10 protein-coding genes, 2 tRNA genes and 2 pseudogenes are annotated in these 15,167 nt (G+C 61.6%); 5 read left to right on the top strand and 9 right to left on the bottom strand.

The window, feature by feature from the left end; translation table 11 throughout:
* Window positions 1-53: 53 nt before the first annotated feature.
* Window positions 54-1,271 carry a glycosyltransferase family 4 protein gene (locus JNB89_RS25430; protein ID WP_220364045.1) on the bottom strand — a complete coding sequence of 406 codons (1,218 nt, stop codon included), beginning with the start codon at window positions 1,269-1,271 and terminating at the stop codon, window positions 54-56.
* A 169-nt stretch (window positions 1,272-1,440) separates the two neighbouring features.
* Here JNB89_RS25430 and JNB89_RS25425 point away from each other — a divergent pair, with 169 nt between their 5' ends.
* Complete coding sequence (locus tag JNB89_RS25425; RefSeq protein WP_220364044.1) at window positions 1,441-2,760, top strand: glycosyltransferase family 4 protein; 1,320 nt, start codon at window positions 1,441-1,443, stop codon at window positions 2,758-2,760.
* A 109-nt stretch (window positions 2,761-2,869) separates the two neighbouring features.
* Here JNB89_RS25425 and rpiA read toward each other — a convergent pair whose 3' ends face one another.
* The 3 genes from rpiA to rnr all read right to left on the bottom strand — a co-directional run bounded on the left by rpiA (window position 2,870) and on the right by rnr (window position 7,116).
* Window positions 2,870-3,565 carry a ribose-5-phosphate isomerase RpiA gene (gene rpiA, locus JNB89_RS25420; protein WP_013339008.1) on the bottom strand — a complete coding sequence of 232 codons (696 nt, stop codon included), beginning with the start codon at window positions 3,563-3,565 and terminating at the stop codon, window positions 2,870-2,872.
* 74 nt (window positions 3,566-3,639) lie between these two features.
* Entirely contained in the window at window positions 3,640-4,383 is a 744-nt protein-coding gene (gene rlmB / locus JNB89_RS25415; RefSeq protein ID WP_013339007.1) for a 23S rRNA (guanosine(2251)-2'-O)-methyltransferase RlmB, read from the bottom strand.
* A gap of 222 nt (window positions 4,384-4,605) precedes the next feature.
* Window positions 4,606-7,116 (bottom strand): ribonuclease R, encoded by a 2,511-nt coding sequence (gene rnr / locus JNB89_RS25410; protein WP_167507880.1) that lies wholly within the window; start codon window positions 7,114-7,116, stop codon window positions 4,606-4,608.
* Between the two features lie 304 nt (window positions 7,117-7,420).
* Between rnr and JNB89_RS25405 the strand changes: the two genes are divergently transcribed.
* From JNB89_RS25405 to JNB89_RS31165, 4 genes and pseudogenes are all read left to right on the top strand, one after another.
* A tRNA-Leu gene (locus JNB89_RS25405) sits at window positions 7,421-7,507 on the top strand.
* Between the two features lie 150 nt (window positions 7,508-7,657).
* A tRNA-Leu gene (locus JNB89_RS25400) sits at window positions 7,658-7,744 on the top strand.
* A gap of 813 nt (window positions 7,745-8,557) precedes the next feature.
* Entirely contained in the window at window positions 8,558-9,271 is a 714-nt protein-coding gene (locus JNB89_RS25395) for a hypothetical protein (RefSeq protein WP_220364043.1), read from the top strand.
* 462 nt (window positions 9,272-9,733) lie between these two features.
* Window positions 9,734-9,998 (top strand): annotated as a pseudogene (locus JNB89_RS31165) (MFS transporter); the annotation flags it as partial.
* A gap of 338 nt (window positions 9,999-10,336) precedes the next feature.
* Here the strand turns inward: JNB89_RS31165 and JNB89_RS25390 are convergent.
* The 5 genes and pseudogenes from JNB89_RS25390 to JNB89_RS25375 all read right to left on the bottom strand — a co-directional run bounded on the left by JNB89_RS25390 (window position 10,337) and on the right by JNB89_RS25375 (window position 15,143).
* The gene (locus tag JNB89_RS25390; protein ID WP_220364042.1) at window positions 10,337-11,209 is read right to left on the bottom strand and encodes an AraC family transcriptional regulator; all 873 of its coding nucleotides are present in this window, start codon (window positions 11,207-11,209) and stop codon (window positions 10,337-10,339) included.
* A 374-nt stretch (window positions 11,210-11,583) separates the two neighbouring features.
* Window positions 11,584-11,700, bottom strand: a pseudogene (locus JNB89_RS31160) (IS30 family transposase); the annotation flags it as partial.
* 159 nt (window positions 11,701-11,859) lie between these two features.
* Window positions 11,860-12,705: a GntR family transcriptional regulator gene (locus JNB89_RS25385; RefSeq protein ID WP_220364041.1), complete on the bottom strand. Its 846-nt coding sequence runs from the start codon at window positions 12,703-12,705 to the stop codon at window positions 11,860-11,862.
* Window positions 12,706-12,735: 30 nt separating this feature from the next.
* Window positions 12,736-14,034, bottom strand: coding sequence for an MFS transporter (locus JNB89_RS25380; RefSeq protein ID WP_220364040.1), 1,299 nt, complete (start codon window positions 14,032-14,034; stop codon window positions 12,736-12,738).
* 71 nt (window positions 14,035-14,105) lie between these two features.
* Window positions 14,106-15,143: an L-idonate 5-dehydrogenase gene (locus JNB89_RS25375; protein ID WP_220364039.1), complete on the bottom strand. Its 1,038-nt coding sequence runs from the start codon at window positions 15,141-15,143 to the stop codon at window positions 14,106-14,108.
* Window positions 15,144-15,167 lie beyond the last annotated feature (24 nt).

Genomic DNA, 15,167 nt, shown 5'->3' with positions numbered 1-15,167 from the left:
CCTGCTGAAACACGAAAGGGCCGCCCAGCAGCGAAGCGTCCACACGCTTCGGCTCAGCGTCCCCAACTGCTCTGCGACGCTGGCTCGCTAGGCCATCCGAGCGGTTCGGTCACGAGATCGGCGTCGAGCCGTGCAGTGGCCGCCGACTCGCCGCGCGCGCCGACCGCGGCGATGGTGCGCGTCACCTCGGCCATGAAGGCGCGCCGGAACACCGTCGCCGAAAACCGCTCGGCATTTGCACGGCACGCGGCCGGCGTAATCTGCTCGTGCTGGCGCTCGAACCGGTCGATGGCATCGAGCATCGACACGACAGTTTGTCGTCCGAAATAAACGCCTGTTGGGTGCGCTTCGCCAAGCGGCACCACGGTTTCAAGCGCGCCGCCCTTGCCGAACGCGATAACGGGCGTGCCGCACGCCTGTGCTTCGAGCGCGACAATGCCGAAGTCTTCTTCAGCGGCGAAGACGAACGCTCTTGCCCGCTGCAAATAGTCCTTGAGAACGCCCACCGGCTGATAGCCGAGTATCGTCACATTGGGCCCCGCCTTCGCACGAATGGCGGCCATCTCCGGCCCATCGCCGATCACGATCAGCCGGCGGTGCGGCGTCGCGCTAAAGGTCTCGACAATCAGATCGATGCGCTTATACGGCACCATTCGCGACGCGGTCAGATAGAAATCATCCTTGCGCGTGCAGAGTTCGAACTCGTGTACATCCACTGGCGGCGGAATCACAGCCGCTTCGCGCCGATACGTTTTCATCATGCGCCGCGCGACGAATTGCGAGTTTGCGATCAGTCGGTCGACGCTATTCGCCGAATGCGAATCCCAGCCCCGCAGGTAATGCAGCAGCAGGCGCACGAGCCACGACCGTGGCCCGCGCGTCAACCCCGCTTCGCGCAGATATTGATGCTGAAGGTCCCACGCATAACGCATCGGCGAATGCACGTAGCTCACATGCGTTTGATCGGGACCAACCAGCACGCCTTTTGCAACCGCGTAGGAACTCGTGATGATCAGGTCGTAGCCGGCCAGATCGAATTGTTCGACCGCGAGTGGCATCAACGGCAAGTAAGCACGATAGCGCCGCCGCGCGAGCGGCAGGTGTTGAATGAATGATGTGGTGACAGGCTTGCCGTGCAACGGTCGGCGGTCTTCGAGAAAGTCCACGAGGCTGAACAGATCCGCGTCGGGGAAGCATTCGATCATCTGCTCAAGTACTTTCTCCGCGCCGCCAGGTGCGACCAGCCAGTCGTGCACGATCGCAACTTTCATGATCTCCCTGTCCTCGGTCAACGCCTCCTGGGCTTAGCAACGAGTGTATGTGGCGCATCGTTTGCTGTGCGTGCGCGTGCCCACATTCGACGCGCGACAGGGCGCGAATAATTGATTCATCGCGCATTCGCCCCTTGCGAATGCTTAAAACCAATTACTTCGCCTTCCTATGCGCTCCTCGCTCGACGCTTCGCCACTCGCTCACTCGTTGCCGCTCGTTGCGCCGGCGCATATCGACTCACCCGTCGCGCCGCCTGATGCGAGCCTGGACGCATCCGCTGTCACGCATGCGCGCGCATTGCCGCGCGTGCTGTTCGTCGATCAAAGCGGCCAGCTCGGCGGGGCCGAGTTTGCCTTGCTGCAATTGGCAGAACATTACCCATTGCAGATGGAAGTGGTGTTGCTGGCCGACGGCCCGTTTCGCCCGCGTTTAGAGGCAGTGGGCGCGCGCGTGCAGATTGTCAATGACGCAAGCGTGTCGGGCATTGCGCGGCAAGCGTCCGCGATGAACTGCCTGCGGGTGCTGCCCGGCATCGTGAGGCAGGTTCGTGCAATCGCGGCGCGTGCGCGTGCCTTCGACATAGTCTTCGTCAACACGCAGAAAGCGCTCGTGCTTGGTGCGCTCGGCAAGCTGCTGCATCGCAAGCCCCTGGTCTGGTATCAACACGACATTCTCACGCGCGAACACTTCGGACGCGTGCAACTGACTGTCATCAAATGGGCGGTGCGCCTCGCAGTGGATCAGGTCATCGTCAATTCCCGTGCGTCGGCGAGATCGCTGACGGCGCTCACGGGCCTCGCGGCGGACACGGTGCCGGTTGTCTACAACGGCATCGACGCAAGCGCGTTCCAGCGTGTGGACGGCACGCACATCGGCTCGCTCAGGCAGCGTCTGGGCTTGCCCGAGCACGCGTGGCTCGCCGGTCTCTTCGGCCGCCTTGCGCCCTGGAAAGGTCAGCACATTGCGCTCGATGCATTGATGCGTCTGCCCGACGCGCATCTCGTCCTCGTGGGCGCGCCGCTATTTGGCGAAGAGCCGTATGCGCAGCGCCTGCGCGATCAGGCAAGCGCGCTCGGCATTGCGGAACGCGTGCATTTCGCGGGCTTTCAGGACGACATACCTGCGTGGATGAAAGCAATGGATGTGATTGTGCACACGTCGACGGAACCCGAGCCATTTGGACGCGTGATCGTGGAGGGCATGGCGGCGGGCCGACCGGTGATCGCCGCGGCTGCGGGCGGCGTGCCCGAGATCGTGCGCCACGGACGCAACGGCTGGCTCGTCGAGCCCGGCGATGCGGCGGCGCTGGCCGACGCTATCGGCGTCTTGCGCCGCAACCCGGCGCTCGCGCAACGCCTCGCGCAACAGGCGCTGCTCGACGCGCAAGCGGAGTTCTCGGTCGAGCAGTATTTGCAACGAATGATGGATGCGCTCAGCACGGCGATGCAGCAGCGCGATGGTGAGCCGGACCCGCGCTCGAGCGTTTAATACGATTCGCCGTGCTCGCAGAACGCGAACGCGATTCGAAAGGCATGCGAACGTGCTGCGAGCAGAAAAACACGAGCGAGCCGCCTGAGGCAGGCTCGCGCGTGATCGCTCAGTCCTTGCGGAACTCGATGGTTTGCACGCCGGTATCCGTGCCGAGCAGGCACAGGTCCGCGCCGCGGCCCGCGAAGAGGCCCACGGTCACGACGCCCGGCCACGCATTGATATGCGTTTCGAGCGTGCGCGGCTCGCTGATGCTCAGACCTTTGACGTCGATGATTTCGTTGCCGTTATCGGTAATGAAGGGAGCGCCTTCTTTCGTGACGCGCACCACCGGCACACCACCGAGCGCGGTCACGCGGCGGCCGATCGCGGTACGCGCCATCGGCACCACTTCGATCGGCAGCGGGAAGTTGCCCAGCGTCTGTACGAGCTTGCTCGCGTCCGCGATACAGACGAATACCTCCGAAACCGAGGCGACGATCTTCTCGCGCGTGAGCGCACCGCCGCCGCCCTTGATCATCGCGCCGCCGTGGTCGATCTCGTCCGCGCCGTCCACGTAGACGGGCAGCGAATCGATCTCGTTCAGGTCGAGCACCTTGAAGCCGTGCGACTGCAGGCGCGCGGTGGTGGCGAGCGAACTCGACACCGCCCCGCGATAGCGCGCCTTGTTCGCGGCCAGCGCGTCGATGAAACAGTTGGCGGTGGAGCCAGTGCCGACGCCGATAATCGAGCCTTCGGGCACGTTGGCGAGGACATAGTCGGCGGCAGCCTGGCCGACCAGTTGCTTGAGTTCGTCTTGAGTCATGGGAATGCTGGCGAGCAGTAAAAAGCGCTAGTTTACCGGAGTAAGCGCCAGAAACTTTTGCGGAACCAGCCGGATTATTTTTTCACCGACCGCTGCCGCACCGCTTCGAACAGACACACACCGGAAGCCACGGAAACGTTCAGGCTTTCCACCGTGCCCGCCATCGGAATCTGCATGACGACGTCGCAGGTATCGCGCGTGAGGCGGCGCATGCCCTCGCCTTCGGCGCCCATCACAATGGCCACGGGACCGTCGAGTTCGGTTTCGTAGAGGCTCTTTGTCGCCTCGCCGGACGTGCCGACGATCCACACGCCCGCCTCCTTCAGTTCGCGCAGCGCCCGTGCGAGGTTCGTCACGGTGATGTACGGCACGGTGTCGGCGGCGCCGCTTGCGACCTTCGCCGCGGTGGCGTTCAGACCCACTGCGCGATCGCGCGGCGCGATCACCGCGTGCGCGCCGGCGGCATCGGCAACCCGCAGGCAGGCGCCGAGGTTGTGCGGATCGGTCACGCCGTCCAGCACCAGCAGCAGCGGCGAGCCGTTGATTCCATCGAGTAGCTCAGCGAGGTTCTGCGCGAGCGGCAGGTCGCCCGCGCGAGCCACCACGCCCTGATGACGCTCGGTGCGCGCAAGCCCCCACAGACGAGTTTCGTCGGCGGCGATCAGGCGCACGCCTGCCTCTTTCGCCGTGTGCAGAAACTCCGTCATGCGGCGGTCCTTGCGCGTGGCGTCGTAATAGACATCTTCTACGCTCGACGCATCGTGCCGAATGCGCGCGGTGACTGCATGAAAACCGTATAGAACCTTGTGACGTGCCATGACTGATACAACCTTTGATTGCGCGCGGCACCGAAAGCCGCGCTGCTGTGATGAATACCGATGCGTGTGCGTGCCGGGTTCGACGTGGCGAGCTTGCTGGTGCGAGGCGCCTGCGAGCCCCACCCCGCACGTGTGAAACGAACACCGCGCGCAACCGCCACGCTGCTGCGTGACCGTTTGCGCGCGGTTCAAGCACCCTGGCGCCTTCGCCCCGAAGGGCGCTTAGCGCTTCTTGCGTGCCGTCTGCTTCGAAGCCGCCTTGGCCGCCGCGCCGCCGTGTTTCTTCGCGGCGCCGCGCGAGGCGCGGGCTTCCTTGACCGCGGCGCTTTGCGCGGGCGCCGCCTTCTTGCGGCGTGCACCGGGCGCAGCGCTGCCGCCTTCGGCCGGCAACAACGCCCGCACGCGCGCGCCGCCGCTTTCCGCCGCTGAAGGCTTGTCGCTCGCCGCCACGCCGCGAGCCGGGTGCGGTTTGATCGGCGTATCCCGCACGAGACGGAAGTCGATCTTGCGCGCGTCCAGGTCGACGCGGCTCACCTGCACGCGCACGCGGTCCGACAAACGGTAACGGATGCCCGTGCGCTCGCCGCGCAGCTCGTTCTTGATCTCGTCGTACTGGAAGTAGTCGGAGCCTAGCTCGGTGACGTGCACGAGCCCTTCGATAAAGAGCGAATCGAGTTGCACGAAGATGCCGAACGACGTGACGCCGTTCACCATGCCGCCATACTCTTCGCCGAGCTTGTCGCGCATGAAGTAGCACTTGAGCCACGCTTCCACGTCGCGCGAGGCTTCGTCGGCGCGGCGCTCGTTGGCCGAGCAATGCAGACCGAGCTCTTCCCAGATCGCAACGTTGTTCGCCCGCGAGCGGCCGCTCTTTTCCTCGTCGGCCTGCTGCATCGCGCGGGCGCGCGGCGACAGCGCCGTGTTCAACACGACGCCCTGCGGCGGCTCCGGCTGATACTTGCGCCCCTGCAAAATCGCGTAGATCGCGCGGTGCGTGAGCAGATCAGGATAGCGGCGAATCGGGCTCGTGAAGTGCGCATACGCTTCGTACGCAAGACCGAAGTGGCCGATGTTGTCCGGGCTGTAGACCGCCTGCTGCATGGAGCGCAGCAGCATGGTCTGCAGCATCTGCGCGTCGGGCCGGTCGCGAATCTGCGCCATCAGCGCGGCGTAGTCGCTCGCATGCGGCTTGTCGTTGCCGCCGAGCGTAAGGCCCATGCCGCGCAGGAAGGTGCGCAGATTCTCGAGCTTTTCCGCAGTCGGGCCGGCATGCACGCGAAATAGGCCAGGGTGCTTGTTGCGCTTGAGGAAGTCGGCAGCGCACACGTTCGCGGCCAGCATGCACTCCTCGATCAGCTTGTGTGCGTCGTTGCGGGTGCGCGGCACGATCTGTTCGATCTTGCCCTGGGCGTTGCAGACGATGTACGTCTCGGTCGTGTCGAAGTCAATTGCACCGCGCTTCTGACGCGCGGCGAAAAGCGCCTTGTAGACGCCGTACAGATTCTGCAATTGCGGCAGCAGCGCGGCACGGCGCGCGGCCTCGGGACCCTTGGTGTTTTTCAGCACCGCGGCGACTTCCGTATACGTGAGACGCGCGGCCGAATGCATCACGCCCGGATAGAACTGATACGCCTTCACTTCGCCGCGCGCGGTGACGATCATGTCGCACACGAGCACGCAGCGGTCGACGTTCGGGTTCAGCGAACACAGACCGTTCGAGAGCTTTTCCGGCAGCATCGGAATCACGCGGCGCGGGAAATAGACAGAAGTGCTGCGCTCGATGGCGTCGGCGTCCAGCCCGCTTTTCGGATGCACGTAATGCGAAACGTCGGCAATCGCGACGATCAGGCGGAAGCCCTCGCCGCGGCCGACCTTGACCGGCTCGCAATACACCGCGTCGTCGAAATCGCGCGCGTCTTCGCCGTCGATCGTGACGAGCGGCACGTCGCGCAAATCGATGCGGTGACGCACGTCAGCAGGCCGCACCTCGTCGGGCAGCTGCGCCGCTTCGTCGAGCGCGCTCTGACTGAATTCGTGCGGCACGCCATATTTGCGCACCGCAATTTCGATTTCCATGCCGGGGTCGTCGATATCGCCCAGCACTTCCACCACCCGGCCAAGCGGCTGCGAATGGCGGCTTGGAAAATCGGTCAGCTCGACCACCACCACCTGGCCGACCTTGGCCTTCTTGGTGTTTTGCGTGATCAGAATGTCGTGGCCGATGCGCTTGTCTTCGGGCGCGACGATGAGCGCGCCGTTTTCGCTCAAGAGGCGCCCGATCACGCGCTTGTTGGCGCGGTCCGTGACCTCGACGATGTGCCCTTCCGGCCGCCCGCGCCGGTCATAGCCGACGATGCGCGCGAGCACGCGGTCATTGTGCATGACCTTCTGCATCTCGGCCGTGGGCAGGAACAGATCGTCCTGACCGTCGTCGCGAATCAGGAAGCCGTAACCGTCGCGATGACCCTGAACGCGGCCGGCGACGAAGTTCGACGGATGGGTCAACTGATAGAGATTGCGCTGATCGAGCCGGATCTGGCCGTCGCGCTCCATCGCACCCAGCCGCTTGAAAAACCCTTCGCGCTCCTGGCGCTTGATCGACAGGGCTTCGGCGATCTCGTTGGCGGCGAGCGGCGTTTCGCTCGTACGCAGGACGCCGAGGATTTCCTCGCGGCTCGGAATCGGATACGGAAATTTGCTCAAGGGCTTGTCGATGATTTTTTCTCGTTGCATGGACGTCGGTCGGCGATCTGGCTCGGCTTGGAAGCGTTTGCATGGCGCCTGCATGGCACTTGCTGCTGCACTGGAAAGACCTGCCTCGGTCCGGCTCGTTCAAGGCTGGGTCCGACGGGCTCGTGCACCGTGCCAACGAACTACTGCGAGGCATTCTAACACCCGTCTTGCGCGCCACGCGGGCCGCCGATAGTCGCGAGGAGGCGCGCGCAGCCTGGCTCGCCGCCCGTTTAAGCAAGTTTTGAGAAACGCTTGACAGCCGCCATTCTGTCGCTATAATGGCGGTCTTTGCTGTTCATCACCTGCCCAGGTGGCGAAATTGGTAGACGCACTAGGTTCAGGTCCTAGCGGTGGCAACACTGTGGAGGTTCGAGTCCTCTCTTGGGCACCAGATTCAAGACTGAAGCCGCCGGGTTGTATAGGCGGCTTCGGTTTTTTGTAGCGCGGTTGTCTGCAGTACGTTTGTGTTTCAAGGCGGCAGTTGCGGTGGGGTTGACACACTGCATTAGCCCGCTAAAATAGCGGTCTAGCTTCAAGACGTGCCCAGGTGGCGGAATTGGTAGACGCACTAGGTTCAGGTCCTAGCGGTGGCAACACCGTGGAGGTTCGAGTCCTCTCCTGGGCACCAACGGTTGTTCCGGCGTAAGCCGAAAAAGTTCGAGAAACCCCGTAAGATCAAGGTCTTACGGGGTTTTTTGTTTCCGCCGACGACTGTCAGGTACCGAGGGCATGGACGATTTTTGCGTGTACGCGAAAGTGGTCTTTATTGTCGCCAAGCCGCGCGGGCGTCCCTACTTGCTCGCGGATGGCAACCGGATCGGTTACAGCGATGCACCCGTTAAATTGTTGAAAGCTGCGGAGTGCGTCGCAGAGCTAACGCTGATGTGGGCTTACGAACGCGTGAGATTGATGGCTTGGTCCTTGAACGCATAGTCGGTTTGCACGTTCACAAAGATCCCACGCTTGACGACGCCCAATAGCGGGCCGCCCCGCTGCATCCGCCCGAGAACGCAGAACGTCGCTCACTCACTTTCCTACACGGACCCGCGCGCTTGCCGATTCCCGCTCCCGCGGACCGAAGAGAAAGTCGCAATGCCGCTCCATTGACGCGCAAAGTTGGCATCGCGGCCCACGGGACTCGCGCGTCGAAACACGCACCCTGGCAGTCTGCAAGCAGCGCGGAAGTCGCGCTCCCCCGGAAATTTATCCTCGTGCTGACGGGCAGGAACCGACCCGGAGCGGCCGGTGGCATGTGGCACGCGCCATTGGCACTTAGCAACCCCAAACGGTCATTCGTCAGATTTGCGTCTACGGGGCAAACTTGGCAATCGGCGATCTGCGCGCATCGGCCCCTATAGAACAAGCCCACAGCTCGGCCTCTTTGATCTTGGCCTCAATCGTCAAGTAAGATTCCAGACTGTTCTCGACGAGCGCGCAGACCATGTCTTTCTCCCCACAGCAGCACCAACTTTGGGTCACGAACTTCTTTTCGGGAAAAATCCGGGAGTTTTTTTATCACCTCCGATGGGTCGTGCGATGCTGCGACGAATCGATGGTCGACTTTCGTGCCCAACGTCCCACGGCGGGCCCCTCCCATGAAGAAGTGCTTTACGCCTATTCGGCCCTGACCAATACGGTCATGACGCTCAAGGATGGTGGCTCCACGTTTCTGGAGCCGAAGATCGACTGGAGCGACATCGACCAGCTCAGGCACGGTCTTTTCATGCACGAGTGCCGTAATGCCGCGACGCATGACGGTCATCCGGTCATTTCCGGCTGGGCTGACGGCAAGTTCTTCGTCCCAAGCAACATCAAGCGGTACGACAACAAAAGCCGCTTTGTCCAGATTGCTGTGCCGTCAGCCGACGTTCGTACCTTTTGCCTGGAGTTTGCCAAGGACTTCGCCGAACTTCTTGAACGGAGGTTGCGTCCTTTGCAAGGGACAGTGGGCGCCACAAATGCCTTGGCCGATCTGGACGAAATCCTTCAGTCGAACCTCATTCCGCAAGAGGTGCGGAACTCCCTTCAGGAAAACAAAAACGCGCTCGCGGCGCAATTGGCGCAGGCAAAGACCTATCCGATCGACGCAGCGATCGCACTGCTGATCGAAATCCAGCACTACTGCGACGCGCAGCTCGCTGTAACGCCCAGCTGATTCCAGGCGTTGTTGGCGGCCTGCCGCAATTGCCGCCGGCCTGGTCACATTGGCTGGAAAGGAAAGTTAGATTTTCGTAAACGAATGGCCGTTTGCTGAGTGGAGCCGACGTTCCAACGTCCAGCGACGTCGCGAGCGAATGTCGCTTGATGGCCCGAGTCCTGCCCCACGGCGAACAATGACGCGTCGACCCCGTTCGCACGGCATTGGCGACATGCTTAGCCAGCGCATGGGTAAAAATTTGAAGGCTATCGGAAAGCTAAAGGTTCTCTACAGGTCGAATCAAACGTCGATTGTCGGACGAAGCAAAGCCTGGTCTTCATACAAGAATCGGAGGTGCCGCTCGCCGGGCTACTCGTTCATTTGTGGCGTTGCCCGTAACCACCGGGCGGTTGCATCATCACCGCTCACCAACGTCATCGAGGGCGCAACATGATCAGCGGTACGACGGAACTCCTGGCCATCGTCCGCATCGCAATAAGTGGCGCTTGCCGCGGTCATTGCGATGGTCGCCACCATCTTCGGCGCAGCCTACGCAGTGCAACCATCCTACGGAATCGGCTTTCACGCGAACACGTATCTGGTGATTCCGTTCGTCGGCAACATCGTCGCGGTAATCGTGATCCCATTCGTCGGAAAGCTGTCAGACAGGATCGGGCGACGCATTCCCGTGGTCGTCGGTTCAGTAGGCGCAGGCCTGCTTTCCTACGCTTGTCTGTGCGCGATCAGAGCGCCGTGCAGACGGGCAAGCGGACAGCGGCTGTCACTCGCGCCCGTTGAACGCTCGCGATTCTTGCGCTAGACGATAGGCTCCTTATAGCGGCCATCCCGCGATTGCGCGCCCTCTAAGTTCTGGTACGGCCCTCGGATCACCAAAACTTTCAGCCGGCTCACCGAGCCGGCTCTTTTTTGAAAAGCGCAGCGGGCGCTCCAGGCCGTCACTGTTGGCTGGCTGGAACTGGAACATAGATCGACGAGTCGCATGTACCCAGCCTCATCTTCGCATTTTCGATAGCTGTTCAGACTGCGGCAATCACAAGGTGACCGCCGCAGAATCGTCTCCCGTCACACGAGTGGGATATAGATGTCGGTTTGCCACTGCTCCTGCGGCGTTTCCGGAAAGACGCTCAGGTAGTGAAAGAACAGTGGATGGTCCCGAAGTTCTTCTCCACTTGCGGGAAGCCAGTCGCGATAGATCGGATAGATTGTCTCGCCGACGTGGTCGGTGGATCCGAAATGTCGAACGACAGCACATCGACCGCCCGGAATAACAAGTTCGCGAATACCGTAGCTGTTGGACGCAATGGGCCCGTCGATTTCTCCGCAAATGTCAAAGCGGAATGCATCTGCCGGCGCGGTGTCAGGGTTATTGCGCGGGATACCAAAAGTTCTGCTCGACGCAATAGGGGATTGCCCACTTTGCTTGCGCCAGTCAACGAACTTGCGCACGCTCTCGTTGACGAGCCCAGTAGGTCCGCAGTGCTCAAGCGCGGCGACGCGCGTTTCTGAGAAATCGACAATTTGTACTTGCATGGTGAGTTTCCTCGAAAGATAGGGGATGACAAAAGCCGCACTCCAGATCTGCCAGTTCGGATGCTGTCTAAACGAACTCGGCGCCATGCCGAATGCCCGCTTGAAAGCACGACTGAACGCTTCGGGGCTGTCGAAGCCCGCGTCGAACGCGGCATCGAGCACTGAACAGAACTCACGTGAAGCCAAACGGTGTGCAGCTTTGCGCAATCGCATCAGTTGTACAAAGCGCGCGACTGGCACTCCCACATAAGCGGCAAACTGCCGATGAAAATGAAACTTCGAGAAGTTCGCGACGCGACTTAGCGCTTCCACTGACAGGTCGCCATCGAGGTTCATTTCGATGTACGCAAGTACGGCATCGAAGCGCTTCGTGTAAGCGTGAGTGGTATCAACATGAGCTTGCATGGTCTGGATATTGAATCGTGCGACTGGCGTTATGGTCGCTCATGGTGAAGACATCGCACCTAGCCGCTCTTGCTCATCTTCAGATGGTCTGTTCGTTCATGCCCCTACTCACCAGGCCCGCCTTGCAGGAGTCGAGTAGCCAGATTGGCTCGCATTTTCATGGCTGGCGCAACAGTCCAATCGATTGTCAACGATCTGGCAGGAGTGTCGAACACCTGTTTCTGGCCGCCCTCGGCCTGACTGGTCATCGGCACGCGACTGCGGATTGAACCGGTCGATGTAACGGATTGGCGAAATCGTTCGCCTGATATATCGAAGTCTGGTGTTTTTCGGCGCGTTCACTGAGCCACATTGCCACGCCATTGAGATTCGCCTGAATAACCAGAGAGATCGGTACCTTTAGGGAAGTACTGTCTCGGAAGCGCATTTGTGTTTTCGTTCCGGCCACGTTGCGAGAGTTGCTGTGTATCGCAGAAGTACACCTTGATGCCGGCCGCCACGCACCGGTACGACTGAATACGGCCGCATCACTTCAATGAAGGACTGGCGCCGGCTGCGGCGCAAGAAAAACTTAACGCCGTGTCCGGGATGGGTTGACCGCTACACTTCCACAATCAGTCAGCGGAGCTGCGCGGCAAACACACAAGGCCTCACCACGTCAAACCGACATCTGCGGGTTCATCCGGCTCGAACCAGTCCGGGTTGAGCTTCGCGACCGGCGTCAGCGACACCAGAATCTCGCGCAAATGCGCGCGCATCGCACTCTCCGCCGCGTCGGGATCGTGCGCCCTCAGCCCGTTCACGATCAGCGCATGCTGCTTTATCAGAAGATCGAGCGGCGAAACTTCATTCAGGCTCAGATAGCGCACCCGATCCATCTGCGCCTTGATGTCCTGAATCGTCTCCCATGCCGCGACGCAATCGATGGACTGTGCGATAAGAAAGTGAAACTGCTCATCGCAGGCGAGAAACGCGGCAGTGTCGTTCAGCCTGGACGCGGCCTTCTGCTCACGCAGATTCGCGGCAAGTTCAGCAAGTTGCTTATCCGTGATCACGTCGGCCGCCTTGCGTACCACTGCAGCCTCGATCGCCTCGCGAATGAAACGCCCTTCGCGCACCCTTCGCGGCGAAATCCGCTTTACGAACGTTCCGCGTTGCGGCAACACCTGCAGCACGCCCGCCTCGACAAGCTTGATGAACGCCTCCCGAACCGGCTGTCGCGAAACCTGGAACAGTTCCGATACCTCCTTTTCAGAAAGCGGAGCGCCGGGCGCAAGCAAGCCGGTGAAGATCGCCTCGCGCAACGAGCGGAAAATCTGCTTGCCGATCGGCTCGTGCGATTCGAGCGACAAGCCCGTCAGCGCGCCGCGCAGCGACGTCTTCGCGTCGCCCGGCGCCGTGCGTGCGCGGCTCGCGGCGGGCGACACCACAGTGAGCGCGGCGGTTCCTTTTTCGCGCCGCGATGCGGCCTTCGGGCTTGCTGTCTTCGTGTCCATACCGGGTCAATCAGAAATAATCGTGCGAACCTACCATACTAGCTTACGCTCTCCCGATTCTTTTTGCGACCTGGGCTCACGGATGAACGCAAACGCAACGGCGGCGCCGATCACCGCGATCGCTCCTGCGAGGATGAACGCGCTCCCGTAAGCGCCGTGCGTCGCCTGAACGATGAAGCCGGTCACGGCCGGTCCGATCACACCCGCAAGATTGGCAATCAGATGCACGAATCCCCCGACGCCGCCCACGTTTTCGCGGCGCACTGTATCCTGAATCACCGCCCAGTAGACAGAACCGGTAACGTACAGGAAGAAGATCGACACCGACATCAGTCCGACTGCGCCCTGCATGCTCTGCACGCGTCCCGCGAAGCCGACGCACACGGCAGCAACGCCGAGACAAACCGTCAGTACTATGCGCCGCGACAGCAACGGCTTGCTGGTCAACCGCAAGACGTAATCGGTGATGAAGCCGCCTGCTGCGAGGCCGATGCTGCCGAGCAACCAGGGAATCACCGTCGCGATACTCATGTCGTGCAACGACATGTGGTGCGCTTCGGTCAGGTAGGTCGGAAACCACGACAGAAAAAAGAACAGCACGTAGTTATAGGAGAAGAATGCGAGAGCGGTTGCCAGAATGACCGGCTGCTTCAGATAGAAGCCGAGTCCCGGCTGCTTGCCACCGGGCGCGCGCTCCATCGACGGCGCCTGCTGCTGGCCGGCCTGGATCAGTTCGAGTTCGGCTGGCTTCACACGCCGGTTTTGCTGCGGGTGCTCCGTTGTCGTCATCGACCAGAGCACGAGCCACGCAAGCCCGAACATCATGATCACAACAAATGCCCAGCGCCAGCCGAACTGGATGGCCATGTAGCCGACGACGGGCCCCGCGAGCGCGCCGCCGAGCGGCGTCCCCGCACTGATCACGCCAATCGCGCTCGCAACCTCGCGACGCGGGAACCAGTTGTTCACCATCTTGCTGTTCGACGAACTGAAGGGCCCCTCGCCCATGCCGAACAACAAGCGCAGCACGATCAATGAGACGATGCCACTCGCGAGCGCAGTCGCGCCGCAGAAGATCGACCAGACGCCCATTGCGCCGCCGAACACCTTTTTTGCGCCGAACCTGTCGGACGCCACGCCGCCGATGAAGTTAAACAACGCGTAGCCGATGAAAAAGCTGCTGAACACAATGCCCATTTCCGCATGCGAGAAATTCAGGTCTTTCTGGATCAGCGGCGCGGCAATTGAAAGCGCCGCGCGATCGAGATAGTTGATGACGCCCGCGAGAAACAGCAGGCCGACGACGAACCATCGCTGGCTCTTGATCATGGTGTGTGTCTCCAGTTGATCCGCCTCTTCTCTGTGCGGGCGGTTCATGCGAGAAAGTGAACGTAATGCGGTTAGTCGAAATGCAAATGCACCTTCATAGACTGCGTGCGGTCGTGCGCCACTTCGAACGCGCGGTTGGCGTCTTCTAGCGGGAAAGAGTGGGTCATTAGCGGGCGCAGATCGATCTTGTGCGCACCCAGCTCTTCAGCGCCAACGGCGTATTCGTCGGTGAAGCGAAACGAGCCTTGATAGCGCAGTTCCTTCGACATCACGAGATTCGCCGCCACCGGCGACTGTCCCGCCGGCAGATTGCCCACCTGAATGACGGTGCCGCCCGCACGCGCGGCCCGCAGTGCAGTGTCGAGGCCGGCCGTGCTGCCCGAGGCTTCAAGCACGACATCGAAAGCGCCGCGCTGCTGCGCCCACTGATCGATGCGAGCCTGATCCGTCGCCAGCACGGTTTCGTCGGCACCGAGTGTCTGCGCCATTTGCAACGCCTTTCGCGCGAGATCGAGCGCCACGATGCGATGTGCTCCCGCGCGTTTGGCCACCGCAAGCAGGATGCAGCCGATGGGTCCGCAGCCGACTAACAGCACCTTGGCGCCCACCAGCGAACCCGCGAGCCGCAGCGCATGCAGGGCCACCGCCAGTGGCTCCGCCATCGACGCCTGCGCAAAGTCGAGCGCGTCCGGGACCGGCACACACTGACGAGCATTCACCGCGATGAACTGTCGGAACATGCCCTGCATGTGCGGAAACGTCGATGCGCTGCCCATGAAGCGCATGTTCAGGCAATGGTTCTGCATGCCCTTCACGCAGTATCGGCAGACGCCGCAGTTGAGCCCGGGATTCACTGCGACGCGCTGACCGACAGTGAAACCGCTCACGCCCTCACCAAGCGCCGCGATTTCACCCGCCACTTCATGCCCAAGCACGAACGGCTCGCGTACCGCGAAATCACCGCTCTTTCCTTTGAAGTAGTACGACAGATCGGAGCCGCAAATGCCGCCGGCCCGCACGCGTATCTGCACCTCGCCAGCTTGTGGCTGCGGCGCATCGAGTTCGTCGATAAGAAGTCTTTTCGGTTCGTGGAGAACGGCTGCAAACATGGTCGTGATCCCGTATCAAGGTGC

It is taken from the genome of Paraburkholderia phenoliruptrix (assembly GCF_019511605.1).
Taxonomy (GTDB): Bacteria; Pseudomonadota; Gammaproteobacteria; order Burkholderiales; family Burkholderiaceae; genus Paraburkholderia; species Paraburkholderia phenoliruptrix_A.
This window is presented reverse-complemented; position numbering and strand designations above follow the sequence as displayed.